Source organism: Streptomyces sp. NPDC001920 (assembly GCF_053594495.1).
In genome coordinates this window covers 327,089-350,742 of the sequence record NZ_JBSFEP010000009.1, presented here as the reverse complement: position 1 = coordinate 350,742, position 23,654 = coordinate 327,089, and the positions used below count along the sequence as shown (strand labels likewise).

Below are 23,654 nucleotides of genomic sequence, written 5' to 3'. Positions count from 1 at the left end.
CGGTTACATTCCGAACCCGGAAGCTAAGCCTTACAGCGCCGATGGTACTGCAGGGGGGACCCTGTGGGAGAGTAGGACACCGCCGAACTCCTTTTACAGCTCTGGTTCTTGGGCATGCAGCCCAGGAGCCAGAGCTTTTTTGCGTTGAGGTAGGGTCAGGGGGCATCGTTGGTACGTTCCCCACAGGAGGCCCCCGGGTGGAGGTCCAGGAGACCCGTGTCCAGACAGACCGGGTCCTCACCATCCCCAACATCCTCAGCATGGCGCGGCTCGTTGGCGTGCCGTTGTTCCTGTGGCTGATTCTCAGGCCTGAGTTCGGCGGGCCCAAGAGTGATGGTTGGGCGCTCCTGGTGCTCGCTCTGAGCGGCGTCAGCGACTATCTGGACGGCAAGCTGGCGCGTCGCTGGAACCAGGTCAGCAGCCTCGGCCGGCTCCTCGACCCTGCGGCCGACCGGCTCTACATTCTCTCGACGTTGGTCGGTCTCACATGGCGCGAGATTCTGCCCATCTGGTTGACCGCTGTACTTTTGGCGCGGGAGCTGGTCCTGCTGGTGATGGTGGGCATCCTTCGGCGTCATGGCTATCCGCCGCCGCAGGTGAACTTCCTCGGGAAGGCCGCCACCTTCAACCTCATGTATGCGTTCCCGCTGTTGCTGCTCAGTGACGGAGATGGTTGGATCCACTCACTCGCTGCTATTTTCGGATGGGCGTTCGCCGGATGGGGTACAACGCTCTACTGGTGGGCAGGAGTCCTCTACGTGGTACAAGTCCGCCGCCTGGTCCGTGCGGACACCATGGCCGACGGAACTCGCGGATTGAAGCGTGCGTAGCGCTCGATGGCCCGCGGCGTAAAAGTGCGGGACAATCTGACGGGTGAAGTCGGCTAGACCGTCGTCTCTTGGAGGAGGACGCTTCCGACATGAAGGCCGTCGTGATGGCCGGGGGCGAAGGCACACGCCTGCGCCCCATGACCTCAAGCATGCCCAAGCCGCTCCTGCCGGTGGCCAACCGGCCGATCATGGAGCACGTTCTGCGGCTGCTCAAAAGGCACGGGCTGAATGAGACCGTGGTGACCGTTCAGTTCCTGGCTTCGCTGGTCAAGAACTACTTCGGTGACGGTGAAGAGCTCGGAATGGAGCTCAGCTATGCCAATGAGGAGAAGCCACTCGGTACCGCCGGAAGCGTCAAGAACGCCGAAGAGGCGTTGAAGGACGATGCTTTCCTCGTCATTTCCGGTGATGCCCTGACCGACTTCGACCTCACTGAGCTGATCAATTTCCACAAGGAAAAGGGTGCGCTGGTCACCGTCTGTCTGACGCGTGTGCCCAATCCTCTGGAGTTCGGCATCACGATCGTCGACGAGGAAGGCAAGGTCGAGCGCTTCCTTGAGAAGCCGACCTGGGGCCAGGTCTTCTCGGACACCGTGAACACCGGCATCTACGTCATGGAGCCCGAGGTCTTCGACTATGTCGAGCCCGATGTGCCCGTGGACTGGTCAGGCGATGTCTTCCCTCAGCTCATGAAGGAGGGCAAGCCGATCTATGGGTATGTCGCGGAGGGTTATTGGGAGGATGTCGGCACTCATGAGAGTTACGTAAAGGCTCAGGCTGATGTCCTGGAGGGCAAGGTCGACGTCGAGATCGACGGCTTCGAGATCTCTCCCGGTGTGTGGGTGGCGGAAGGGGCCGAGGTGCATCCCGACGCCGTTCTTCGCGGGCCGCTGTACATCGGGGACTATGCCAAGGTCGAAGCCGGCGCGGAAATCCGGGAGCACACTGTCGTCGGCTCGAATGTCGTCGTGAAGAGTGGCGCCTTTCTGCACAAGGTTGTCGTGCACGACAACGTGTATGTCGGGCAGCACAGCAATCTGCGCGGTTGTGTCGTCGGGAAGAACACCGACATCATGCGCGCCGCGCGGATCGAGGACGGTGCGGTCATCGGTGACGAGTGCCTGATCGGTGAAGAATCGATTGTCCAGGGCAATGTGCGTGTCTATCCGTTCAAGACCATCGAGGCCGGCGCCTTTGTCAACACCTCAGTGATCTGGGAGTCCAGGGGGCAGGCGCATCTCTTCGGGGCCCGTGGCGTCTCCGGCATCCTGAACGTGGAGATCACGCCGGAACTCGCCGTACGCCTTGCCGGGGCCTACGCGACGACGTTGAAGAAGGGTTCCACTGTCACGACGGCCCGAGACCACTCCCGGGGTGCCCGAGCCCTCAAGCGGGCGGTCATCTCCGCGTTGCAGGCCAGCGCCATCGACGTACGAGACCTGGAGAACGTACCGCTGCCCGTGGCGCGCCAGCAGACCGCGCGTGGCAGTGCCGGCGGGATCATGATCCGGACGACGCCGGGGGTGCCGGATTCCGTCGACATCATGTTCTTCGACGGGCAGGGAGCCGACCTGTCGCAAGGCAGTCAGCGGAAGCTGGATCGCGTCTTCGCGCGGCAGGAGTACCGGCGTGCTTTCCCTGGTGAGATCGGGGATCTGCACTTTCCGGCCAGTGTCTTCGACTCGTACACCGGGTCTCTGCTGCGGAACGTCGACACGACCGGGATCTCGGAGTCGGGGCTCAAGGTCGTCGTCGACGCGTCGAACGGCAGCGCCGGACTGGTGCTGCCGAGCCTGCTCGGCAAGCTCGGTGTGGACTCCCTGACCATCAACCCGGGTCTCGACGAGTCCAGGCCGACCGAGTCGGAGGACGCGCGTCGGTCGGGACTGGTGCGGTTGGGCGAGATCGTCGCGTCCGCTCGGGCCGCGTTCGGCGTGCGGTTCGACCCCGTCGGTGAGCGGCTGTCCCTGGTGGACGAGAAGGGACGTATCGTCGAGGACGACCGGGCCCTGCTCGTCATGCTCGACCTGGTGGCCGCGGAGCGGCGCAGCGGGCGGGTGGCGCTTCCGGTGACGACCACGCGGATCGCCGAGCAGGTGGCGGCGTACCACGGGACTCAGGTGGAGTGGACGACGACATCGCCCGACGACCTGACGCGTGTCGGTCGCGACGACACCACGATCTTCGGTGGTGACGGCAAGGGCGGGTTCATCGTCCCGGAGTTCAGCAGTGTCTTCGACGGTACGGCGGCCTTCGTACGGCTGATCGGACTGGTGGCGCGGACGCAGCTCACGCTCAGCCAGATCGACGCGCGGATTCCGCGGGCCCATGTCATCAAGCGTGACCTGGCGACTCCGTGGGCCGTGAAGGGCCTCGTGATGAGGCGGGTCGTGGAGGCGGCCGGAGATCGCTTTGTCGATACGACCGACGGTGTCCGTGTCGTCGAGACCGACGGGCGCTGGGTGATGGTCCTGCCCGACCCTGCCGAGGCGGTCACCCATCTGTGGGCCGAGGGGCCGGACGACGCGTCCGCGCAGGCCCTGCTCGACGAGTGGGCGGCGGTCGTGGACAGCGCCGGCCGCTGAGAACGCGGCACGCGCGCGTGCCGGGCAGGTCACCCTCAAAGGGGCCTGTCCGGCACGCGGGTGGGGCCATTCGGAGGTACTGGTCGCGACGTGCGACGATGTGCGGCATGCCGCAGCCCCCCGTTCGGAGCACACCTACGCGCCCCTCGCGCCCGGACGCGTCCATGTCGCTGCTGACCAACGTCATGGACCACAGCCTCGACGACGGATACGCCGAGGCTGCCGCCCGGAAGAAGGCCGCCGGCGACGGTGGCCTTCCCAGAACCCTGAGGGCGAAGCTCGGGCTCGCCGCCGGTCTGGTGCTCGCGGCACTCGTGGTGACCGTGGGGGCGGCGCAGGCGCGGGTCGCGGCGCCTGTGATGGCCAAGGAACGCGAAGAGCTGATCGACCGCATCGACCGTGAGACCGATGCGGCGGACAAGCTCGAGCAGAGCGTCGACAAACTGCGTGACGACGTGAGCGCGCGCCAGCGCGAGGCGTTGCGTGCGACCGGCCACGGCGATCAGGCGGAACTGGTGGGCATGCTCGCGGGCTCTGTCGAGGTGCACGGGCCCGGGGTGAAGCTCGTCGTGAACGACGCCAAGGAAGCCTCGTCGGACGCGGACGGAGACCCGCGCGGAACGTCCGGGTTCTCCGACACCGGCCGCGTGCGCGACCGGGACATGCAGCGCGTGGTCAACGGGCTGTGGGAGTCGGGTGCCGAGGCGATCTCCATCAACGGGCAGCGGCTGACGGCCCTGTCGGCGATCAGAGCCGCGGGTGACGCGATACTGGTCGACAACAAGCCGCTGGTTCCGCCGTACACGGTGCTCGCGGTGGGGGACGGGGAGCGGTTGAGCACCAGGTTCCAGGACAGCGCCGACGGGCTGTACCTGCACGCCCTGCAGGAGAACTTCGGGATCAGGACCAACATCTCGGTGCAGGACGACCTCCGGCTTCCCGCCGCGCCGAGCGTGATCGTACGTACAGCACAGCCGAACACCGAGAAAACCGAGAAGGGCACATCGTGATCGCCGTACTGGGCCTCGTCGTGGGAGTCGTGGCCGGCCTGTTGGTCCGGCCTGAGGTTCCGGCGGTCGTCGAGCCTTATCTGCCGATCGCCGTCGTGGCGGCGCTGGACGCCGTCTTCGGGGGTCTGCGGGCCATGCTCGACGGCATCTTCGACGACAAGGTCTTCGTCGTGTCGTTTCTGTCCAACGTGGTCGTGGCCGCGTTGATCGTCTTCCTCGGCGACAAGTTGGGCGTGGGCGCACAGCTGTCCACCGGCGTCGTCGTCGTACTCGGTATCCGCATCTTCTCGAACGCCGCGGCGATTCGCCGGCATGTCTTCCGGGCGTGAGGCTGATGAACAACCACGACGACACGCCCGAGAACCGGCTGCGCAAGGAGTTGCCCCAGGAGGTGCCTGCCGGGGTCGGCGAGGCCGTGGAGACTGCTGATGGGCCGCAGGGCGAGCAAAGCGATCAGAGCGGGCTGACAGGTCGGCAGCGGCTGGTGCAGGGATTGTGGCCGCCGCGGATCACCCGGGCCCAACTCATCGTCGCCCTGCTGCTGTTCGGCCTGGGCTTCGGCCTGGCCGTCCAGGTCGCCTCGAACAGTGACGGCGACAGCGCGCTGCGTGGCGCACGTCAGGAAGATCTCGTTCGCATCCTCGATGAACTGGACGACCGTACTCAGCGTCTTGAGGACGAGAAGCAAGGTCTCGAAAAGCAGCGGGACGAGTTGGAGAACAGCTCGAACCAGGCCGAGGAGGCCCGCAGGCAGACCGTCGAGAAGGAGAGGCAACTCGGCATTCTGGCGGGCACCGTGGCCGCGCAGGGACCTGGCATCACGATGACCATCGACGACACGAAGGGGACGGTCGAGGCGGACATGCTGCTCGACGCGATCCAGGAGCTGCGCGCGGCCGGCGCGGAGGCGATCCAGGTGAACGGCGTACGTGTCGTCGCCGGCACATATCTGACGGATTCCGGCAACGGCGTGGGCGTCGACGGGAACAAGATCAACGCGCCCTATCGTTTCAAGGTCATCGGCAAGCCGCAGGACCTCGAACCGGCTCTCAACATCCCTGGAGGCGTGGTGCAGACCCTTGAGAAGGAGCAGGCCACCGTGACCATCGAGCGGTCGGACAAGATCATCGTGGACGCCTTGCGAGCGGCGAAGCGGCCTGACTACGCTCGGTCGTCTTCCCGGTGAACCGGGGGTGCATGGGGGACGTCCGGCGAGGGCAAGAGGTTGCGGGGGGTCGGCGCACCGAATGGGTGGTGCGTGGTGGAAACTGTCTGGGACAGACGGACGTTGTGAGGATGTCCGGGTCGGCCAGAGAGTGCAGTCAGGGTTCGTCCTGCCCCACGGGCGGGTCTGTTTCGGTCAAGGGGAATCGCCCGTGAAGTTGTTTGCGAAGTTGTTCGGCAAGAGCGCGCGAGAGGGCAGCGACAACGCGACCGCTCGTCATCGCGCACAGGGGGACGAGGAAGGCCAGCGTCCACTGTTCAGGGACCAGGTGCCTGGGCCGGGCGGTGACATTTCCGGAGGTCAGGGCGCGCCGTCGGTTGACCCTGGCCAGTCCGGCGGCATAGGTTTCGGACAACCGTCAACCTCAAGTACGGGTGGAGGGTTTTCCCCGATGTCGGCCCTGGTGTGTACGAGGTGCGGTAACCGCAACGCGGAGAACAGCCGCTTCTGTTCCAACTGTGGTGCGCCGCTGCGGGCCGGTGCCGCGGCCGAGCGTCCGTCCGAGACCACCTCCACGATCTCCATCTCGGGCCTTGAGGCCTACGACGCGGAGGCCACCGGTCAGACGCCGGTCCCCGCGCTGTCTCCCGAGGCCCAGGCGGCCGTTGAAGCGCTGCCGCTCGGCTCGGCGCTCCTCGTGGTGCGCCGTGGGCCGAACTCGGGCAGCCGCTTCCTCCTGGACAGCGATCTGACCACTGCCGGACGGCACCCGCAGAGCGACATCTTCCTGGACGACGTGACGGTGTCGCGTCGGCACGTGGAGTTCCGCCGAGGCCAGGACGGCACGTTCACGGTGGCCGACGTCGGCAGCCTGAACGGCACGTACGTCAACCGCGAGCGCATCGACCAGGTCGCTCTGAACAACGGCGACGAGGTGCAGATCGGCAAGTACCGGCTGGTCTTCTACGCGAGCCAGCGGGGCTACTGACCCTCCCCCGGACGCCTTCGTCCGGGGAGACCCAGGGAAGGTCCATGCTGAAAACACCGAGCGGCGGTGCCGGGCACGGCGCCGCCGCCACGGACAGTCGGCTGATGAGCATCGGGACGGTGCTCAACGTGCTCCGCGAGGAGTTCCCTGACATCACCATCTCCAAGATCCGGTTCTTGGAATCGGAGGGTCTTGTAGAGCCCCAGCGGACCCCCTCGGGATACCGCAAGTTCAGCGCGCAGGACATCGAGCGGCTCGGGTACGTCCTGCGGATGCAGCGGGACCACTATCTTCCCCTCAAAGTGATCCGCGAGCACCTGGGAGCCATGGAACGCGGCGAGGCGGCACCACTGTCGGCCCTGTGCCGTCAGCGCGACGGCGAAGCCGTCCTGGAGCCGGTCGAAGGGCCCGGCGCGGCCAGGGTCGGACGGGCCGAACTGCTCGCCGCCGCCGAGATCGGTGAGCAGCAGCTGGAGGAGTGGGAGGCGTACGGGCTGATCGCTCCGTCGCCGGACGGAAGGTACGAGGCCGAGGCGGTCACCGTGGCGTCCCTGGTCGCCGAGCTGGGGCGGTTCGGGATCGAGCCACGCCATCTACGGGCGATGAAGGCGGCCGCCGATCGGGAGGCAGGGCTCGTGGACCAGGTCCTCGCGCCGCTGCGCCGGCATCGCAATCCGCAGACCAGGGCGCATGCCGAGGCTCGTGCGAAGGAGCTGGCCGGGCTCACGGTCAAGCTGCACGCCGCGCTGGTGCAGACCGCCCTCGGAGTGCGGCTGCCCTGAGCCGGAGGGGCCCGGGGCGCCCCGGATCGGCCACCCGTTCTCGGCCCGACTACCCAAACGTCCCGAGCACGGCCTAGGGTTGCTGTGTGAACGAGCTCGATGTCGTAGGTGTCCGGGTCGAAATGCCCTCCAACCAGCCGATCGTGCTCCTGCGCGAAGTGGGAGGCGACCGCTACCTCCCCATCTGGATCGGGCCGGGGGAGGCGACGGCGATCGCCTTCGCCCAGCAGGGCATGGCCCCCGCGCGACCTCTGACCCACGACCTGTTCAAGGACGTGTTGGAGGCCGTCGGCCAGGAGCTCACCGAAGTACGCATCACGGACCTGCGTGAGGGCGTCTTCTACGCCGAACTGGTCTTCGCCAGCGGCGTCGAGGTGAGCGCCCGTCCGTCGGATGCCATAGCGCTGGCCTTGCGCACCGGAACGCCGATCTACGGCAGTGACGGAGTGCTCGACGACGCGGGCATCGCGATCCCGGACGAGCAGGAGGACGAGGTGGAGAAGTTCCGCGAGTTCCTCGACCAGATCTCGCCCGAGGACTTCGGTACCAGCAGCCAGTGAGGCGGCGGGGCGGCCCGGACTCACGTCTGTGACGGGCCACCCCCGGCCGGTTCCAGCTCAAATGCCGGTATTTGCCAGCGGCGAGCGAGAGCGTCCTGCGGCCTGCTTCGAGCGCATTCGGCTAGCCTTTCCCCGCGGTGGGGTGCGGGAAACCACTCCTAGGGTGATTATCACTCGGCGTGCCGAGTGTGGCGATCGTTGACGCACCCCTGGTGACTGCCTACCGTCGAGAAGGCAGGTCAAGGACGGAGGTCGGCGTGAGAAGCAGCGGCGACGGTACGGGTGGGGGTGCCCCGGGACGCGGTTTCGGGGAGAGCGGTCCGTACCCTCCCTCAGGTTCTCAGCTGCGTTCGAGCATGGGATACCCCCAGCACTCCAACGCGGCCGATCATGTTCCGCAGCGACCCACGGCCGTGCCGACCAGCGGAGAGGCGACGGCCATGGCGTCCGAGCAGATCGGCTATCGCGGTCCGACGGCATGTGCGGCCGCCGGCATCACCTACCGGCAACTGGACTACTGGGCGCGCACCGGGCTCGTCGAGCCCAGCGTGCGGCCCGCCTACGGGTCGGGGACGCAGCGGCTGTACAGCTTCCGGGACGTCGTCGTACTGAAGATCGTCAAGCGGTTCCTCGACACCGGTGTGTCGCTGCAGAACATTCGTACGGCCGTGCAGCATCTGCGGGAGCAGGGCTTCCGGGACCTCGAACGCCTGACGCTGATGAGTGACGGTGCGACGGTGTACGAGTGCACGTCGCCGGACGAGGTCCACGCGCTGCTCCAAGGAGGCCAGGGGATCTTCGGGATCGCCGTGGGCGTGGTGTGGCGGGACGTGGAGAGCGCGTTGTCGCAGCTGCACGGCGAGCGAATCGACACGGGGGAGACGCTGGTCGGCCACAACCCCGCGGACGAGTTGGCGCGGCGGCGAAACCGGGCCGTCTGAGCAGCGTGCGCGGCCCGCGGCCGCAGGCCGAGTGGTTCCGCCCTGGTCGGAGGGGCGGCTCCGGTGCGCTGGGCAGGGCATTGTCAGTGGCGTGAGGCAGCATCGGAGATGTGAGAAACGCGCCCACGATCCTGCATCTCGACATGGATGCCTTCTACGCCTCGGTGGAGCAGGCATCCAAGCCGAGCCTGCGCGGGAAGGCCGTGATCGTGGGCGGGTTGGGGCCGCGGGGAGTCGTCGCAACCGCGTCCTATGAGGCCCGGGTGCTCGGGGTGCACTCGGCGATGCCCATGGCTCAGGCGCGCCGGCTGGCGCCGAACGCGGCGTACCTCGTGCCACGCTTCGGGATCTACCGCGAGATCAGCGAGCAGGTGATGGAGCTGCTGCGGGAGCTGTCGCCGCTGGTGGAGCCGTTGAGCCTGGACGAAGCCTTCGTGGATCTGGAGGCCGGGGGAGCGGCCTGGGACGAGGAGTCGGCGCGCCTGGTGGGGATGAAGCTGCGGGCCGACATACGCGCGGTCACCGGGCTCGCGGGGTCGGTGGGGCTGGCGGCGTCCAAGATGCTTGCGAAGATCGCCTCCGAGGAGGCCAAGCCGGATGGGCTGGTCCTGATCGAGCCGGGGACCGAGCGGGCGTTGCTCGGGCCCATGCCGGTGCGGACGTTGCCGGGGGTGGGGCCTGCGACAGGGGACCACCTGAGGCGGGCCGGAATCCATACGGTGGACGAGATCGCCGAGGCGGGGGAGGACGAACTCGTTCGGCTGCTGGGCAAGGCCCATGGGCACGCCCTGTACGCCATGGCGTTGGCGCACGACGAGCGGCCTGTGGTGGCTGAGCGGGAGGCCAAGTCGGTGTCGGTCGAGGACACGTATGACGTGGACATCCATGACCGGGTTCGGGTGGGTGTGGAGGTGCAGCGGCTGGCCGACCGGTGTGTGCGGCGACTACGTGGGGCCGGGTTGTCCGGTCGGACGATCGTGCTCAAGGTACGGCGGTACGACTTCTCCACCCTGACCCGGTCCGAGACGCTGCGGGGACCGACGGACGACCCCGCCGTGGTGCGGGAGGCCGCTGCGCGGCTGCTGGACTCCGTGGACACGACGGGGGGCGTGCGGTTGCTGGGCGTCGGGGTGACGGGCCTCGCCGACTACACGCAAGAGGATCTCTTCGCGCAGGCGGCCGGGGAACGGGTGGAGCACGCCGAGGAGGAGGGGGAGCCCGAGCAGACCGCGCAGGAGCGGGAGGTGACGCCCGTGGAGCGGCGGTGGGCTGCCGGGCACGATGTGCGGCACGCCGAGTTCGGACATGGGTGGGTGCAGGGGAGCGGGCTGGGGCGGGTCACCGTGCGGTTCGAGACGCCCGAGTCGGAGCCGGGGCGGGTGCGGACGTTCCGGGTCGATGATCCGGCGCTGGAAACGGCGGATCCGTTGCCGCTGCGGGCGCGAAGACCCGGGGGCGCGCCGGCTGAGGGTGCGGCAGCGGGCGTGGAGCCTGTGGCGCCGGGCCAGGCGGGCTGAGGCGCTGCGGCCAGTCGTACCCGTGACGGCGCACCCGTCCTCCCTGGGCGGGGTGGGTCCGGCGTTCGTGCGCTGCCGGGGTGCCGTCCGTCGCGGCCCGTGGCGCCCTGACCTGCTACAGGATCGGTGGGTCAGGGGAGCTCTCGGGGCCGGTGGGATGGCTGGCCGAGGGTGGCTCGGGCCATGCACAGGAGGTCGGCTCGGTGGAGTGGGGGCGGACAGGGGCAACAGGGGTACAGGGGGCGGCTGAGTGAGGCTGCTGTGGGTGCGGGCCGGGGTACTCGCGGTGCGCGCGGGGTCAGGTGTCCTCGGAGCCCGCCAGGTTGCCGAAGTCCCGGTCCGGCACAGAGGGCGGCGGGGCCACGTTCAGGCCGTAGTGGTGGTAGAGCTGGAGTTCCTGTTCCGGGGAGAGGTGGCGGCCCACACCGAAGTCGGGGGCGTCCTTGATCAGGGCGCGGTCGAAGGGGACCCGGAGGCTGCCCTCGACCAGTTCACTGGGCTCCAGGGGGACGAAGGCGTCCCGCGAGAACAGGCCGGTGCGTATCGCCGCCCACTCCGGTACTCCGGTCGCGTCGTCGAGATAGACCTCGTCGATGGTGCCGATCTTGGTGCCGTTGCGGTCGAAGGCCTTGCGGCCGATCAGGTTGCGCGGATCGATGTCGGTCTGCACGGGCCCTCCACTTGGTCGCAACTCATCCGTAAGCACTACGAAAAGGCACTTTGGTGAGAGTGGCCACTCGAAGGTACGTGCGTTGACCCCGCTGGTAGGCTTGCAGACGGCTGCTGACCCCGTGCGGGAGAGTCCTCCAGACACCATCGGAGGCGCCGAAGGAGCAAATCCTCCCCGGAATCTCTCAGGCACACGTACCGCTCGGACGAGGTCACTCTGGAAAGCAGGGCGGGTGTCGACGGCTTCCGCTCTCACCGACGGTGAAAGCCGGGAGCCTTGTGGCGACCTGGTGAAGCTCTCAGGTTGAGATGACAGAGGGGGAGGCCGTTCGGGTACCCGTGCCGTGGTGCCCCTCGAAGGTCGCGTCAGACCAGGAGGCCTCCGCAATGACCGCCCACCGCATTCCGCTCTCCGAGCTCGAGCAGGGAATCCCCTTCGAGCAGCGTCACATCGGCCCTGATCATGAGGCTCGGGCCAAGATGCTCGCGCAGGTCGGGTACGGCTCGCTGGACGAGCTCACCGCCGCCGCGGTGCCGGACGTGATCAAGAACGCCGACTCCCTCGAACTGCCCGGGGCGCGCACCGAGGCCGAGGTGTGTGACGAGCTGCGGTCGCTCGCCGACCGCAACCAGGTGCTGGGCTCGATGATCGGACTGGGGTACTACGGGACCTTCACCCCGCCGGTCATCCTGCGCAACGTCATGGAGAACCCTGCCTGGTACACGGCCTACACGCCGTACCAGCCCGAGATCTCCCAGGGGCGGCTCGAGGCCCTGCTGAACTTCCAGACCGTGGTCGCCGAACTCACCGGTCTGCCGACCTCCGGTGCCTCGCTGCTCGACGAGGGGACGGCCGCCGCCGAGGCCATGGCGCTGTCCCGGCGGATGGGCAAGAACAAGAAGGGGCTGTTCCTGGTCGACGCGGATGTGCTGCCGCAGACCATCGCCGTGATCGAGACCCGTGCCGAGCCGACCGGCGTGGAGGTCGTGGTCGCCGACCTCAGCGACGGCATTCCGGCCGAGATCGCCGGTCGCGAGATCAACGGCGTGCTCCTGCAGTACCCGGGCGCCTCCGGTGCCGTACGGGACATCAAGCCCGTCATCGACCAGGCGCATGAACTCGGCGCCCTCGTCACTGTCGCCGCCGACCTGCTCGCGCTCACGCTGCTGAGGTCGCCCGGCGAGCTCGGGGCGGACATCGCGGTCGGTACGACACAGCGGTTCGGTGTGCCGATGGGCTTCGGTGGGCCGCACGCCGGCTACATGGCCGTACAGGAGAAGTTCGCACGGAGCCTGCCCGGGCGGCTCGTGGGTGTCTCCGTGGACGCGGACGGGAACAAGGCGTACCGCCTGGCCCTGCAGACGCGTGAGCAGCACATCCGGCGGGAGAAGGCGACCAGCAACATCTGTACCGCGCAGGTGCTGCTCGCCGTGATGGCCGGGATGTACGCCGTTTACCACGGGCCCGAGGGACTGAAGGGCATCGCCCGGCGGACCCATCGGTACGCCACCGTCCTCGCCGCGGGGCTCGCGGCGGGCGGCGTCGAGGTCGTACACGGCTCGTACTTCGACACGCTGACCGTGCGTGTGCCGTCGAAGGCCGCCGAGGTCGTCGCCGCCGCCCGGCAGAACGGCGTGAACCTGCACCTCGTGGACGCGGACCACGTGTCCATCGCCTGCGACGAGACCACCTCGCGGGCGCAGCTGGGTGCCGTGTGGACGGCGTTCGGGGTCCAGGCCGACATCGAGGCGCTGGACGCGGCGAGCGCGGACACCCTTCCGGGCTCGCTGCTGCGCAGCGACGCGTATCTCACGCACCCGGTCTTCCACCAGTACCGCTCCGAGACGGCGATGCTGCGCTACCTGCGCAGGCTCGCGGACCGTGACTACGCGCTGGACCGCGGCATGATCCCGCTGGGCTCGTGCACCATGAAGCTCAACGCGACCACCGAGATGGAGCCGGTCACCTGGCCGGAGTTCGGTCAGCTGCACCCCTTCGCGCCCGCCGAGCAGGCGCAGGGCTATCTGACGCTCATCCGGGAGCTGGAGGAACGTCTCGCCGAGGTCACCGGCTACGACAAGGTGTCGCTGCAGCCCAACGCCGGCTCTCAGGGCGAGCTGGCCGGACTGCTCGCCGTACGCGGGTACCACCGCGCCAACGGTGACGAGCAGCGGACCGTCTGCCTCATCCCGTCGTCCGCCCACGGCACGAACGCCGCCAGTGCCGTCATGGCCGGCATGAAGGTCGTTGTCGTCAAGACGGCCGACGACGGCGAGATCGACGTCGAGGACCTGCGGGCGAAGATCGAGAAGCACCGGGACGAGCTGTCGGTGCTGATGATCACGTACCCGTCGACGCACGGCGTGTTCGAGGAGCACGTCGCCGACATCTGCGCTCAGGTGCACGAGGCCGGCGGGCAGGTGTATGTCGACGGGGCGAACCTCAACGCCCTCGTCGGGCTTGCCAAGCCGGGGCACTTCGGCGGGGACGTGTCGCATCTGAACCTCCACAAGACGTTCTGCATCCCGCACGGCGGTGGCGGTCCGGGGGTCGGGCCCGTCGCGGTCCGGGCGCACCTGGCGCCGTATCTCCCCAACCACCCGCTGCAGCCCGCGGCCGGTCCTGAGACGGGTGTGGGCCCGATCTCGGCCGCGCCCTGGGGTTCCGCCGGGATCCTGCCGATCTCGTGGGCGTACGTACGGCTCATGGGCGGCGAGGGCCTCAAGCGGGCCACGCAGGTGGCGGTGCTGTCCGCCAACTACATCGCCCGGCGACTGGAGCCGCACTACCCGGTGCTCTACACCGGGCCCGGCGGACTCGTCGCGCACGAGTGCATCATCGACCTGCGGCCGCTGACCAAGGCGACCGGGGTGAGCGTCGACGACGTGGCCAAGAGGCTCATCGACTACGGCTTCCACGCGCCGACGATGTCGTTCCCGGTGGCCGGGACGCTGATGATCGAGCCGACCGAGTCCGAGGACCTGACCGAGCTCGACCGGTTCTGTGACGCGATGATCGCCATCCGTGCGGAGATCGAGAAGGTCGGGGCGGGGGAGTGGCCCGCTGACGACAACCCGCTGCGGAACGCTCCGCACACGGCTGGTGCCCTGGGCGGCGAGTGGGAGCACGCGTACAGCCGTGATGAGGCCGTGTTCCCGGCCGGTGTGTCGGTCGCCGACAAGTACTGGCCGCCGGTGCGCCGGATCGACCAGGCGTTCGGCGACCGGAACCTCGTCTGTTCCTGCCCGCCGCTGGACGCGTACGAGGACTGACGTCCCGCGCGGGAGACCCCAGAGGCATGGTGCTCTGCAGGGTGTCCTGACCAGGTGGTGTGGGTGAGCCCCGTCTCGGCCGATCTCGGCCGGGCGGGGCTCACGCCGTTGTCAGGGCGACCTCGGTCGCCTTGATCAGCGCCACGACGGGGACGCCGGGGGAGAGGGCGAGGTCGGTGGTGGCGTCCCGGGTGATCGCCGCGGTCAGTGCCGCGCCCTCCAGTGCGATCTTGACCGAGGCCATGGCGCCGCCGGTGGCGATGCCTGACACCGTGCCAGGGAACTGGTTGCGGATGGACAATCCCTCGATCGGGCCGGTGGCCAGGGAGATCTCCGTCGACTTCACGAGAGCGGTCACGGACGTGCCCTCGGCCAGGCCCAGGTCCTCGACGGCCTCCAGGGTGATCGCCGCGGTGAGGTTCTGGCCGCCGGTGAGGCGGACCTTGACCGTTGCCATGACCTCGCCCGGGGTGATGGCCGTGACGGTGCCGGGGAGCTGGTTGCGGATGCTCAGGCTCATGGGGGTGCGCCTCACAGAGGGTGGTGGGTATGGGGCCTTTGGGCTGTTTCTGGGTTCAGGCCCCCACCGTAAGCGCGTCGGCCGCGCGCTCACGCGCGGTCGATGTGGACGTTCGTCGACTTCACGCGGGCGGTGGCCTCCATTCCGACCTCCAGGCCCAGTTCCTCGACCGCTTCCCGGGTCAGCAAGGAGACCAGTCGGTGCGGGCCGGCCTGGATCTCGACCTGGGCCGCTACGTCGCCGAGCTTGATCGCGGTGACGATGCCGGGGAAGGCGTTGCGGACGGAGGTGTGCGCCGGCTCGTCCTCGCCGGAGCCGGAGTGGGCGAGTTCCACCGAGAACGCGGCGAGGTCCTTGCCGTGGATGAGCCGACGGCCGGCCTCGTCGCGGTGGGTGGCCACTCGGCCCGCGTCCGCCCAGCGGCGCGCGGTGTCGGGGCTCACGCCGAGCAGCCGGGCGGCCTGGCCGATTGTGTAGGACTGCATGCGCATCACCATAGGGCCGGAAGTGACGCGGGTGAGGGGCGGGCGGGCAGCCTTGGCCAGGGCTTGGCAAACGCGTATGACGCGATATAGCGTTAGTGTCGTCGATGGGGATGCGAACGGGGTGAGGGTCATGTCGGCTGGGCTGGTGGGCGGGGGCGAGGCGTCCGCGTTGAGGGCTTCGCATGCGGATCGGGACCAGGTCGTCGACGTGTTGCGGACGGCCGCGGGTGACGGTCGGCTGACGGTCGAGGAGCTGGACGAGCGGGTGGAAGCGGCCCTGACCGCACGTACGGTGCGGGAACTGGACGGGCTGCTGAGGGACCTTCCGGTCGGTTCGGGGGTGACCGGGGGCGACGTCAAGGACGTCGTGCGCATCGAGCAGCAGGGCGGCTCGGTCCGGCGCGGCGAGGGCTGGGTGGTGCCCAGTTGCCTGGGGATCCACTCGGAGTGGGGCGACGTGACGCTCGACCTGAGTCAGGCGGTGATCACGCGGGACACCCTGCACATCGACCTCGACATGCGTGGCGGCACGCTGAAGCTCGTGACCCCGCCGGGGATCGTGGTGGACACGGACTCCCTCGTGACGCACTACGCCAAGGTCAAGGCCCGAGGAGGGCGTGGCGCCGATGCCCCGCTCGTCCTGCGGGTGGTCCTCGCCGGCGAGATCGACTTCGGTCAGATTGTCATACGGCCGCCTCGGCGCTTCTTCCTCAGGAGAGCCTCGAGGTCCTGAGCACCGACCGGGCGGTCTCGTCGTCGATCCGGTGGCCGATGCGCCTCAGCACCTCGGCGCCCTCGCGCAGTGTGCCGCGTTCGAGCGAGCGGCGCATGCCCGTGTCCAGTTCGTGCCAGAGCAGCGGGTTGGCGACGAGGACCCGGGGGTCGAGCTCCAGGCGATGACCGTAGGCGTCGCGCAGGACCAGGTGCAGGGAGACGCCGCCGTACTGCCGTACGGTCACCAGCGCGTCGGTGCACACGACGTGTCGGCGTAACGTGCCCTGGACGGCCAACCAGCCCGGGCCCGCGGTGACATGCGGGGGCAGGAGCACCACGAACAGCGTCGCGGCCAGGGTCAGCCAGAGCAGCGTGCGCAGCGCAGTCAGGGTGCCCGCGTCCCAGTCGACCAGCTCGGCCATGGTGGCGAACCCGAGAGCGCAGCCCACCGCGAACCGGGCGCTGCCACCCCAGTGGCGGTCGCCGACGGGCCCGTGCGGTCCGCTCCCTCCCATGAAGGGAAGGTAAGGCGGGCGCGGGTCGTTGTAACCGGCGCCGACGGGACCCTGACCGCGTACACCTGAAAATTGACGGGATTGCGGCCGAGAGTGACCGGTGACCGGGGGCGGTGGCGCGGTGGTCGACGGCACTGCGAGAGCGCAGTCAGGTGCCCTCCTGGCGGATGGTGAGGGTCGTCTGAGCAGTCGTTGGTTCTGGCCGGCCGCCCGTTCACGGGCTCTCGGTTCCACCTGTCCGTTCAGCCGGTGTGCACGCGCGGTCGGCGGGTGCGGTCCGGTTCGGCTTCGCGGAGTACCTCGCGGGTGACCGGAGCGAGCAGAGAGTTGGCAGTTCGAAGTTTTGGGGACCGGGGGCCCTTGCCCATGTCTGTCAGACCTTGCAGCATCCAGACGCGGAGCCGACTGGGCGGTGGGTGTTAGGTCGTGGCGGCCATCGACGGACGTGCTCCAGAGGTGCGAATCGGCGTGTGGTCCGGCCTCACGCGTACGGCCGCACCAGCGTAAGCAGAGAGTGACGCATGGGCCTTTGGATGTGCGGCTTGCGGGCGTCAAGCTTCCGTTGAGAGTTGCTGCGGCGCAGTCGGCCGCGCAGAAACTCCGAGCTCGGGGGGATCCGGCCCCCCCGCGGGGCGGTGTCGGTGACCCGGGGGCGACTCCGGGCCGGGTGGACACTCAGGGTCATGGGACGAGTGCTGACTGAGGCCCTGAAGACCCTGAGTGCCCCTGGTCCGGCGAGGTTTCGAGTGCCGTGCAGCGGGCCGACGTGCCGTCGCCGGAGCGGGTGTGACGTCATGGCGGCCGCCCCACCCGCCATGCAGGTGTCAAGGAACTGGTCGAGGAGACCTGTTGTCGGAAACTTGGCCCCATCCTCTACGTAATGTTCGCTGCTGGAATCGAATGTTTCGGGCGCCCTGGTGTGTGGTGCGCCTCAAGGGCTCTGCGGGCAGGGATGGTTGGCGGCAGATTCACCTCGTACAAGGGGTTGCCAGCGTTTGGCAGCTGTCTCTAGGGTGCGGCATCAACGCAGCTTTCTGAATCACTTCCGAAACTTTCGATCTCAGGGGCGGACCATGAACAGGTCGTCCCGTACCCAAGGAGCGCATGATGGGCGACCCGGCACTGTCCCGCCGCGGCTTCCTGGCGGCCTCCGCCGCGGCCGGTGTGGGCATGACGGCACTGACCGGTTGTGGCGGGGACTCGGACGGAGGGTCGTCGGACGGGACGACCACCATCGAGTGGTGGAACATCTCCACCACCGAGCCGACGAAGGGCGTCTGGGCGGCGCTGGCCAAGAAGTTCGAGGCGCAGAACCCCAAGGTCAAGGTGAAGATCGTCCAACTGGAGAACGACGCCTACAAGTCGAAGATGACCGCGCTGACCGCCTCCGGGAAGCTGCCCGACATCTTCCACACCTGGGGCGGCGGCGTACTGAAGCAACAGGTCGACGCCGGGCTCGTGGAGGACCTCACCGAGCGGACCAAGGACTTCGCCGACGGTCTGCTGCCCGTGGCGAAGCAGCCGTACCTCCTCGACGAGAAGGTGTACGGCATCCCGTTCGACATCGGCATGATCGGCTTCTGGTACAACAAGGCGCTCTTCAAGGACGCGGGTATCACCGAGCCGCCGACCACCTGGAGCGGCTTCCTGGACGCCGTACGCGACTTGAAGGCCAAGGGCATCACTCCGCTCGCCCTCGCGGGCAAGGAGAAGTGGCCCGGCATGTACTACTGGGCCTACCTCTCGATGCGCACGGCCGGAGCCTCCGCCCTCCAGAAGGCGTACGACGACAAGGACTTCACCGGTGACGCCTTCGTCCAGGCCGGGCAGCACCTCCAGGAACTCGTCGATCTCCAGCCGTTCCAGAAGGGTTTCCTCGGGGCCGCCTACTCCAGTCCCACCGGCCAGGCCGCGGCCGTCGGCAACGGCAAGGCGGCGATGGAACTCATGGGCCAGTGGGCGCCCGTCGTCCAGGCGGACGCCGGCAAGGGCCTCGGGGACGACCTCGGCTTCTTCCCGTTCCCCGAGGTCGAGGGCGGTAAGGGCGCGATCACCGAGGTGTTCGGCGGGGGCGGCGGACATGCCCTGCGCACCGGGGCTCCGCAGGCCGCCGTCGATTTCCTGAAGTTCTTCGCCTCGGAGGCGACGGACGTGGAACTGGTGAAGAAGACCGGTGTCCTGCCGGTGGTGCCGGCCGCCGAGAGCGCCCTCACCGACCCGAACATCAAGGCCGTACAGGCGCAGTTGAGGAGCGCCACCGGCTTCCAGCTCTATCTCGACCAGGCATACGCGCCCGCGGTCGGCCAGGAGGTCAACGACAGTGTCGGCGCGCTCATCGCCGGCTCCAAGTCCCCCCAGCAGGTCGCCGAGTCGATCACGAAGACCGCGAAGGAAGAGCAGTAGCCGGCGATGACCTCCACGTTCCTGCCGGACGAGCGCACCGGCACCGGCGCCGACCTGCCACCTCCGTCCACGCGGGCGGATCGGGAACGGGCCCGGCGACGCGCGCTGCACTGGTTCACCGCGGTCGGCTTCCAGGTGCCCGCCCTGGTGCTGTTCCTCGTCCTGGTGCTGCTGCCGATCCTGTTCGCCCTGTACGCCGCCTTCTTCCGCTGGGGCGGCTTCGGAATGCCGTCCGACTACATCGGCGGCGACAACTTCACCCGGCTCGTGCAGGACCCCGTCTTCCTGGGTGACCTCTGGCGCTGCCTGGTCCTGGTCGTGCTGTCGCTCGCCGTGCAACTGCCGTTCGCGCTGGCCATGGCGGTGCTGCTCAACCAGCGACTGCGGGGCCGGGCCGTGTACCGGATGCTGTTCTTTGCACCGTACGTGCTGTCCGAGGCCATCACCGGCGTGCTGTTCAGCATGATCTTCGCGCCCGACGACGGGCTCGCCGACCAACTCCTCGGCCGTATCGGGCTGGACGGGCTGGGCGGGGAGTGGTTCGCCGACCCGTCCACCGTCATGGCCACCCTCTTCCTGGTCATGACCTGGAAGTACTTCGGCTTCCACATGATGCTCTACCTGGCCGGACTCCAGGCCGTCCCAAGGGAGTTGACCGAGGCCGCGCTCATCGACGGCGCGAGCGCCTGGCAGCGCTTCCGCAACGTCACCCTGCCGCTGCTCGCGCCCACCTTGCGGATCAGCGTGTTCCTGTCCGTCATCGGGGCGATCCAACTGTTCGACCTGGTCTGGGTGACCACGGCGGGCGGCCCTGACCACCACTCCGAGACCATGGCCGTGACCATGTTCCAGTACGGCTTCAAGCGTTACCAGGTCGGCTACGCCAGCGCGATCAGCGTGGTCATGTTCGGCATCAGCCTCGTCTTCGCCCTCGCCTACCAGCGGTTCGTGCTCCGCCGCGACCTCGAAGGAGCGACCACCACGATGCGGGGAGGCCTCGCGTGACGGCCAGGTCGGGCAGGAGGACCGGCAGGAAGAACCTGCCGCTGCATGTGATCCTCGTGGTGGTCGGCGCGGTGATGGTCGTGCCGCTGCTCTACGCCGTGCTGTCCGGCTTCAAAACCACCGACGAGCTCTCCCGCAACCCGGTCGGGCTGCCGGAGTCCTGGGTGACCGGCAACTACACGGGCATCCTCGGCTCCGGGGACTTCTGGCGGCTGATCGGCAACAGCACCCTGATCGCCGTCGGCACGACCGTGCTCGTGGTGGCGGTCTCGGCACTGTCGGCCTTCTCCTTCGCGCGCTTCGCCTTCCGCGGACGGGAAGCGTTGTTCACGCTGTTCACGATGGGGCTGATGTTTCCCTTCGCGGTGGCGGCCCTGCCCCTCTTCCTGCTGCTGCGCTCCATGGGCCTGCTGGACAACCCGCTCGGCGTCATCCTTCCCCAGGCCGCCTTCGGGCTGCCGATGACGATCATCATCCTGCGCGGCTTCTTCCGGCAGATCCCCGGTGAACTGGAGGAGGCGGCCACGCTCGACGGATGCAGTTCCTTCGGCTTCTTCTGGCGGGTGCTGCTGCCCATGGCGCGGCCCGCGCTGGGCACCGTGTCGGTCCTCGCCGTCGTCACCAGCTGGAACAACTTCTTCCTGCCGCTGCTGGTGTTCACCGACTCCACGTGGTGGACCATCCCCATCGGTGTCCAGCAGTTCCAGGGCCAGTACTCCGCGGAATACGCCCGCGTCTTCGCCTACCTGGTCCTGGCCATGGTCCCCGCCCTGGCCTTCTACTCGGTCGCCGAGCGCCAGCTCGTCGGCGGCCTCACCGCCGGCGCCACGAAGGGCTGACGCGCGGCCGGACGTACGGCTCACCCACCATCCGAAACGTGAGGAGTCGCACCATGCGCAAGAACCGTCTGAGACTCGCAGGCGCCGTCGCCACGCTCCTGGTCGCCGCCACTGTGGGCGCCGGCTCTCCCGCCCGGGCGGGCCATCAGCAGCCCACCCTCGCCGACCTCGCCGAAAGGCACGGCCGGTACTTCGGCAGCGCCACCGACAACCCCGAGCTGACCGACGAGCCGTACAAGGCCCTGCTCGGCAGCGAGTTCGACCAGCTCACACCCGGCAACACCATGAAGTGGTACGCCACCGAACCCCAGCAGGGCGTGTTCGACTTCGCCAAGGGCGACGAGATCGTGCGGCTCGCCCGCGCCAACCATCAAAAGGTGCGCGGTCACACCCTCGTCTGGCACAGTCAGCTGCCCGATTGGCTCACCGGTCGCGAGTGGACGGCGCCCGAGCTGCGGGCCGTACTGAAGAAGCACATCCAGACCGAGGTCCGGCACTACCGCGGCAAGATCTTCGCCTGGGACGTCGTCAACGAGGCGTTCAACGAGGACGGCACCTACCGCGAGACGATCTTCTACAAGACGCTGGGCCCCGGCTACATCGCCGATGCCTTGCGCTGGGCCCATCAGGCCGACCCGAAGGCCAGGCTCTACCTCAACGACTACAACGTCGAGGCGATCGGTCCGAAGAGCGACGCCTACTACAAGCTGGCCAAGGAGCTGAAGGCGCAGGGCGTCCCGCTGCACGGTTTCGGCCTCCAGGCCCACCTGGCGCTTCAGTACGGCTATCCGACCACCCTGGAGGACAACCTCCGCCGCTTCGCCCGACTCGGTCTGGACACCGCGCTGACCGAGGTCGACGTACGGATGCTGCTGCCGACGACCGAGGAGAAGCTGGCGCAGCAGGCCGACTGGTACCGGAGGATGACCGAGGCGTGCCTCGCGGTGCGGCGCTGCGTGGGGATCACGGTGTGGGACTACACCGACCGGTATTCGTGGATCCCGGCGGTCTTCCCGGGAGAAGGCGCGGCACTGCCCTGGGACGAGGAGCTGCGCCCGAAGCCCGCGTACTTCGCGCTGCGGGAGGCACTGGAGTAGGCCGGTGCGACCAGAGGGTCACGTTGCGTGATCGTCCCCGGACGCATGTCGGGGCCGGCTCGCAGCAGTGGTCTGCGACCGGCCCCTGGGAGTACGCGGGCGTCCGTCGTGCTGCCCGGTGGTGCGGGGCCCTGTCGGCGGGGTCCGCCGGCAGGGATTACGCGGCGGTCATCACCGTGGCGGTGCCCAGCGGGCGGTGCGGGGCGATGATCTGGCCGTCCGGCAGGAGCTCACCGGTGTCCTCGAAGAGCAGGACGCCGTTGCACAGCAGGCTCCATCCCTGCTCCGGGTGGTGCGCCGCGAGACGGGCGGATTCCCGGTCGGCGGAGTCGGCTGAAGGGCACGGTGGCTGGTGCTGGCACATGGAGGGGATCTTTCGCTCTGTCGTGATGGATGAGATGGCTGTCTGGTCTGTTTCGCGGCGTGAAGACTCGTTCATGGCCGCCCCCCGTTGATAAGTCGGTCGGAACCCAGTGTTGCCCCACGGCCGTCGATCCGCAGGGATTTTGCAGCACCGCTTCTCACAGATTGATGACGCATCCGCCGGCCGGACGGTTCATCCCAACTCCCCTGTCCCTTCGGGTGGTTCGGGATGGCCGGATGGGGCTAGTCCGGACGGGCCGGGGACCTTGAGGGGCTCGTTCGAGCGTATTCTCGCTCGTGCGAGCGAGACTTTTCCCGTGGTCACGCCATTTCACGCTCAGGCGAGTGCTTTCCGCTCCTGCGAGCACCGCGACGGCTCGTGCGTGTGTGTTCTCCTGTTGTCCGGTCCGAGCTTAGCCCCGTCGCGAACAGCGTCGTACCCCGCGGCCCGGGACAGGGCGACGGGGTACGCGGGCGCTCGCGCGGGTGCTCTCAGGCGGGCGAGCCGAGCAGCGGCGGCAGTGGAGGCATGGGGGGCAGTGTGGTGTGCGTCGCCCGAAGGGTCAGTACCGGGAGCAGTTCGGCGACGCGGTGCGGCAGATGGGAAGCGATGCCGGGAGGGGCCGGGGCCAGTGGAATGAGGATGTCGGCGGCGTCGGGGTGGCCCGAGGTGCCGTCCGCCGTGCAGTCGCCGTGCAGCCAGAGAGTGAGCATGTAGAGGCGGGGAAACGACAGCAGTCGCGGCTGGTACGGCTGCTGGAACGCCTCGGCCTGGCGCAGTGCCCGTTCGGTGGAGGCGATGTAGGGGCCTTCGAAGAAGTGCGAGAACGCCCACCCGTCGGGGGTCAGCCGCGTCTCGGCCGCGGCCACCGAGCGCTCACCGCAGTTGATCAGGAAACGCCAGCCGGCCAGCCGGGTCGCGGACACGCCCGCCGGGGTGATCTCGTCCACGATGTGCACGGGCAGCGGGAGTTCGGGGGTGGCGGGACCCTGGGCGGCCCGCAGGGACGGAGTTCGGGCCTCGCGGACGGCGGTGGGCGAGCCGAGCGCGGTCAGGACGGAGCGAAGTGCGGGCGCGGGAGCCGGGGGAACATGCAGCGGCATGGTGGGTCGCCTCTCATTGACAGGCACAGTGGCGCGAGGGCGGGGTGGAAGCGGGGGCGGACGGCGCTGTCTGCTCACGGAGGTCAGAGAGGAGGGGCCGGGGTCAGGGAGCGCGAAGGGGGATGAGTGGTGCCTGCCGCGCATGACCTGGCGGCAGGCCCAAGACCGTGGGCGCCTACCCTCTGCCTTGATTGCGGAGTTTATACGACGAGTGTTCAGGCCATGTTTCAACTAGCCGCTTTCGGCGCACTCGGCAAGGGTTCAATCGGCCGGTGATATGCGGGAAACA

At 68.4% G+C, this 23,654-nt stretch carries 22 protein-coding genes, 1 rRNA gene and 1 riboswitch; of the genes, 17 read left to right on the top strand and 6 right to left on the bottom strand.

All coding sequences use genetic code 11. The annotated features are described in order from the left end of the window. The 11 genes from rrf to ACWCPI_RS18080 all read left to right on the top strand — a co-directional run. Positions 1–88, top strand: a 5S ribosomal RNA gene (rrf, locus tag ACWCPI_RS18130); the annotation flags it as partial. Positions 89–197: 109 nt separating this feature from the next. Then, positions 198–830 (top strand): CDP-alcohol phosphatidyltransferase family protein, encoded by a 633-nt coding sequence (locus ACWCPI_RS18125; RefSeq protein ID WP_451039048.1) that lies wholly within the window; start codon positions 198–200, stop codon positions 828–830. A gap of 89 nt (positions 831–919) precedes the next feature. Next, positions 920–3,415, top strand: coding sequence for a sugar phosphate nucleotidyltransferase (locus ACWCPI_RS18120; RefSeq protein WP_451039047.1), 2,496 nt, complete (start codon positions 920–922; stop codon positions 3,413–3,415). A gap of 98 nt (positions 3,416–3,513) precedes the next feature. After that, entirely contained in the window at positions 3,514–4,425 is a 912-nt protein-coding gene (locus ACWCPI_RS18115; protein WP_451039046.1) for a DUF881 domain-containing protein, read from the top strand. After that, positions 4,422–4,754, top strand: a complete 333-nt coding sequence (locus ACWCPI_RS18110) for a small basic family protein (protein WP_003988855.1) — start codon at positions 4,422–4,424, stop codon at positions 4,752–4,754. Before ACWCPI_RS18115 ends, ACWCPI_RS18110 begins: the two co-directional genes overlap by 4 nt. A 5-nt stretch (positions 4,755–4,759) precedes the next feature. Further along, positions 4,760–5,611, top strand: coding sequence for a DUF881 domain-containing protein (locus tag ACWCPI_RS18105; protein ID WP_451039045.1), 852 nt, complete (start codon positions 4,760–4,762; stop codon positions 5,609–5,611). Positions 5,612–5,672: 61 nt separating this feature from the next. Beyond that, complete coding sequence (locus ACWCPI_RS18100) at positions 5,673–6,578, top strand: FHA domain-containing protein (RefSeq protein WP_451039044.1); 906 nt, start codon at positions 5,673–5,675, stop codon at positions 6,576–6,578. A gap of 44 nt (positions 6,579–6,622) precedes the next feature. After that, positions 6,623–7,360, top strand: a complete 738-nt coding sequence (ftsR, locus tag ACWCPI_RS18095) for a transcriptional regulator FtsR (protein ID WP_451039043.1) — start codon at positions 6,623–6,625, stop codon at positions 7,358–7,360. A gap of 86 nt (positions 7,361–7,446) precedes the next feature. Then, the gene (locus tag ACWCPI_RS18090) at positions 7,447–7,920 is read left to right on the top strand and encodes a bifunctional nuclease family protein (protein ID WP_004002801.1); all 474 of its coding nucleotides are present in this window, start codon (positions 7,447–7,449) and stop codon (positions 7,918–7,920) included. Between the two features lie 257 nt (positions 7,921–8,177). Beyond that, a complete protein-coding gene (locus ACWCPI_RS18085) occupies positions 8,178–8,861 on the top strand; it encodes a MerR family transcriptional regulator (RefSeq protein WP_388793897.1) in 684 nt (227 codons plus the stop codon). A 110-nt stretch (positions 8,862–8,971) separates the two neighbouring features. After that, the gene (locus ACWCPI_RS18080) at positions 8,972–10,378 is read left to right on the top strand and encodes a DNA polymerase IV (RefSeq protein WP_451039042.1); all 1,407 of its coding nucleotides are present in this window, start codon (positions 8,972–8,974) and stop codon (positions 10,376–10,378) included. A 298-nt stretch (positions 10,379–10,676) separates the two neighbouring features. On the opposite strand, the gene ACWCPI_RS18075 is transcribed toward ACWCPI_RS18080, so the two are convergent. Continuing rightward, positions 10,677–11,048: a PRC-barrel domain-containing protein gene (locus tag ACWCPI_RS18075; RefSeq protein WP_388793903.1), complete on the bottom strand. Its 372-nt coding sequence runs from the start codon at positions 11,046–11,048 to the stop codon at positions 10,677–10,679. A 114-nt stretch (positions 11,049–11,162) separates the two neighbouring features. Next, a riboswitch (glycine riboswitch) is annotated at positions 11,163–11,258 on the top strand. Positions 11,259–11,434: 176 nt separating this feature from the next. Here ACWCPI_RS18075 and gcvP point away from each other — a divergent pair. Next, positions 11,435–14,320: an aminomethyl-transferring glycine dehydrogenase gene (gcvP, locus tag ACWCPI_RS18070; protein WP_451039041.1), complete on the top strand. Its 2,886-nt coding sequence runs from the start codon at positions 11,435–11,437 to the stop codon at positions 14,318–14,320. Positions 14,321–14,420: 100 nt separating this feature from the next. Here the strand turns inward: gcvP and ACWCPI_RS18065 are convergent, their stop codons facing one another. Next, positions 14,421–14,840, bottom strand: coding sequence for a TOBE domain-containing protein (locus ACWCPI_RS18065; protein WP_451039040.1), 420 nt, complete (start codon positions 14,838–14,840; stop codon positions 14,421–14,423). Positions 14,841–14,929: 89 nt separating this feature from the next. Then, positions 14,930–15,325 carry a TOBE domain-containing protein gene (locus ACWCPI_RS18060; RefSeq protein ID WP_451039039.1) on the bottom strand — a complete coding sequence of 132 codons (396 nt, stop codon included), beginning with the start codon at positions 15,323–15,325 and terminating at the stop codon, positions 14,930–14,932. A gap of 130 nt (positions 15,326–15,455) precedes the next feature. Here ACWCPI_RS18060 and ACWCPI_RS18055 point away from each other — a divergent pair, with 130 nt between their 5' ends. Next, on the top strand, positions 15,456–16,058 hold the full coding sequence (locus ACWCPI_RS18055; protein ID WP_451039038.1) for a DUF1707 SHOCT-like domain-containing protein: 603 nt from the start codon (positions 15,456–15,458) through the stop codon (positions 16,056–16,058). Here the strand turns inward: ACWCPI_RS18055 and ACWCPI_RS18050 are convergent. Then, positions 16,036–16,554, bottom strand: a complete 519-nt coding sequence (locus ACWCPI_RS18050; protein WP_451039037.1) for a hypothetical protein — start codon at positions 16,552–16,554, stop codon at positions 16,036–16,038. The two genes, ACWCPI_RS18055 and ACWCPI_RS18050, sit on opposite strands and share 23 nt — an antisense overlap. 1,107 nt (positions 16,555–17,661) lie before the next feature. Between ACWCPI_RS18050 and ACWCPI_RS18045 the strand changes: the two genes are divergently transcribed. The 4 genes from ACWCPI_RS18045 (at position 17,662) to ACWCPI_RS18030 (ending at position 21,898) form a co-directional block, all read left to right on the top strand. After that, positions 17,662–18,957 carry an extracellular solute-binding protein gene (locus tag ACWCPI_RS18045; RefSeq protein ID WP_451039036.1) on the top strand — a complete coding sequence of 432 codons (1,296 nt, stop codon included), beginning with the start codon at positions 17,662–17,664 and terminating at the stop codon, positions 18,955–18,957. Between the two features lie 6 nt (positions 18,958–18,963). Continuing rightward, the gene (locus tag ACWCPI_RS18040; protein ID WP_451039035.1) at positions 18,964–19,962 is read left to right on the top strand and encodes a carbohydrate ABC transporter permease; all 999 of its coding nucleotides are present in this window, start codon (positions 18,964–18,966) and stop codon (positions 19,960–19,962) included. Between the two features lie 74 nt (positions 19,963–20,036). Then, positions 20,037–20,801: a carbohydrate ABC transporter permease gene (locus tag ACWCPI_RS18035; protein ID WP_388797175.1), complete on the top strand. Its 765-nt coding sequence runs from the start codon at positions 20,037–20,039 to the stop codon at positions 20,799–20,801. Positions 20,802–20,854: 53 nt separating this feature from the next. Next, positions 20,855–21,898 carry an endo-1,4-beta-xylanase gene (locus ACWCPI_RS18030; RefSeq protein ID WP_451039034.1) on the top strand — a complete coding sequence of 348 codons (1,044 nt, stop codon included), beginning with the start codon at positions 20,855–20,857 and terminating at the stop codon, positions 21,896–21,898. Positions 21,899–22,055: 157 nt separating this feature from the next. On the opposite strand, the gene ACWCPI_RS18025 is transcribed toward ACWCPI_RS18030, so the two are convergent. Together ACWCPI_RS18025 and ACWCPI_RS18020 are read right to left on the bottom strand one after the other, a co-directional pair. Then, the gene (locus tag ACWCPI_RS18025; RefSeq protein ID WP_451039033.1) at positions 22,056–22,262 is read right to left on the bottom strand and encodes a DUF5999 family protein; all 207 of its coding nucleotides are present in this window, start codon (positions 22,260–22,262) and stop codon (positions 22,056–22,058) included. 491 nt (positions 22,263–22,753) lie between these two features. Continuing rightward, entirely contained in the window at positions 22,754–23,365 is a 612-nt protein-coding gene (locus ACWCPI_RS18020; protein ID WP_451039032.1) for a hypothetical protein, read from the bottom strand. Between the last annotated feature and the right edge of the window lie 289 nt (positions 23,366–23,654).

Coding starts and splice junctions, on each gene's coding strand:
- ACWCPI_RS18120 (WP_451039047.1), top strand. CDS start 920: ATGAAGGCCGTCGTGATGGCCGGGGGCGAAGGCACACGCCTGCGCCCC.
- ACWCPI_RS18115 (WP_451039046.1), top strand. CDS start 3,514: ATGTGCGGCATGCCGCAGCCCCCCGTTCGGAGCACACCTACGCGCCCC.
- ACWCPI_RS18105 (WP_451039045.1), top strand. CDS start 4,760: ATGAACAACCACGACGACACGCCCGAGAACCGGCTGCGCAAGGAGTTG.
- ACWCPI_RS18100 (WP_451039044.1), top strand. CDS start 5,673: ATGGGTGGTGCGTGGTGGAAACTGTCTGGGACAGACGGACGTTGTGAG.
- ftsR (WP_451039043.1), top strand. CDS start 6,623: ATGCTGAAAACACCGAGCGGCGGTGCCGGGCACGGCGCCGCCGCCACG.
- gcvP (WP_451039041.1), top strand. CDS start 11,435: ATGACCGCCCACCGCATTCCGCTCTCCGAGCTCGAGCAGGGAATCCCC.
- ACWCPI_RS18065 (WP_451039040.1), bottom strand. CDS start 14,840: ATGAGCCTGAGCATCCGCAACCAGCTCCCCGGCACCGTCACGGCCATC.
- ACWCPI_RS18060 (WP_451039039.1), bottom strand. CDS start 15,325: ATGCAGTCCTACACAATCGGCCAGGCCGCCCGGCTGCTCGGCGTGAGC.
- ACWCPI_RS18055 (WP_451039038.1), top strand. CDS start 15,456: ATGTCGGCTGGGCTGGTGGGCGGGGGCGAGGCGTCCGCGTTGAGGGCT.
- ACWCPI_RS18050 (WP_451039037.1), bottom strand. CDS start 16,554: ATGGGAGGGAGCGGACCGCACGGGCCCGTCGGCGACCGCCACTGGGGT.
- ACWCPI_RS18045 (WP_451039036.1), top strand. CDS start 17,662: ATGGGCGACCCGGCACTGTCCCGCCGCGGCTTCCTGGCGGCCTCCGCC.
- ACWCPI_RS18040 (WP_451039035.1), top strand. CDS start 18,964: ATGACCTCCACGTTCCTGCCGGACGAGCGCACCGGCACCGGCGCCGAC.
- ACWCPI_RS18035 (WP_388797175.1), top strand. CDS start 20,037: ATGGTCGTGCCGCTGCTCTACGCCGTGCTGTCCGGCTTCAAAACCACC.
- ACWCPI_RS18030 (WP_451039034.1), top strand. CDS start 20,855: ATGCGCAAGAACCGTCTGAGACTCGCAGGCGCCGTCGCCACGCTCCTG.
- ACWCPI_RS18025 (WP_451039033.1), bottom strand. CDS start 22,262: ATGTGCCAGCACCAGCCACCGTGCCCTTCAGCCGACTCCGCCGACCGG.
- ACWCPI_RS18020 (WP_451039032.1), bottom strand. CDS start 23,365: ATGCCGCTGCATGTTCCCCCGGCTCCCGCGCCCGCACTTCGCTCCGTC.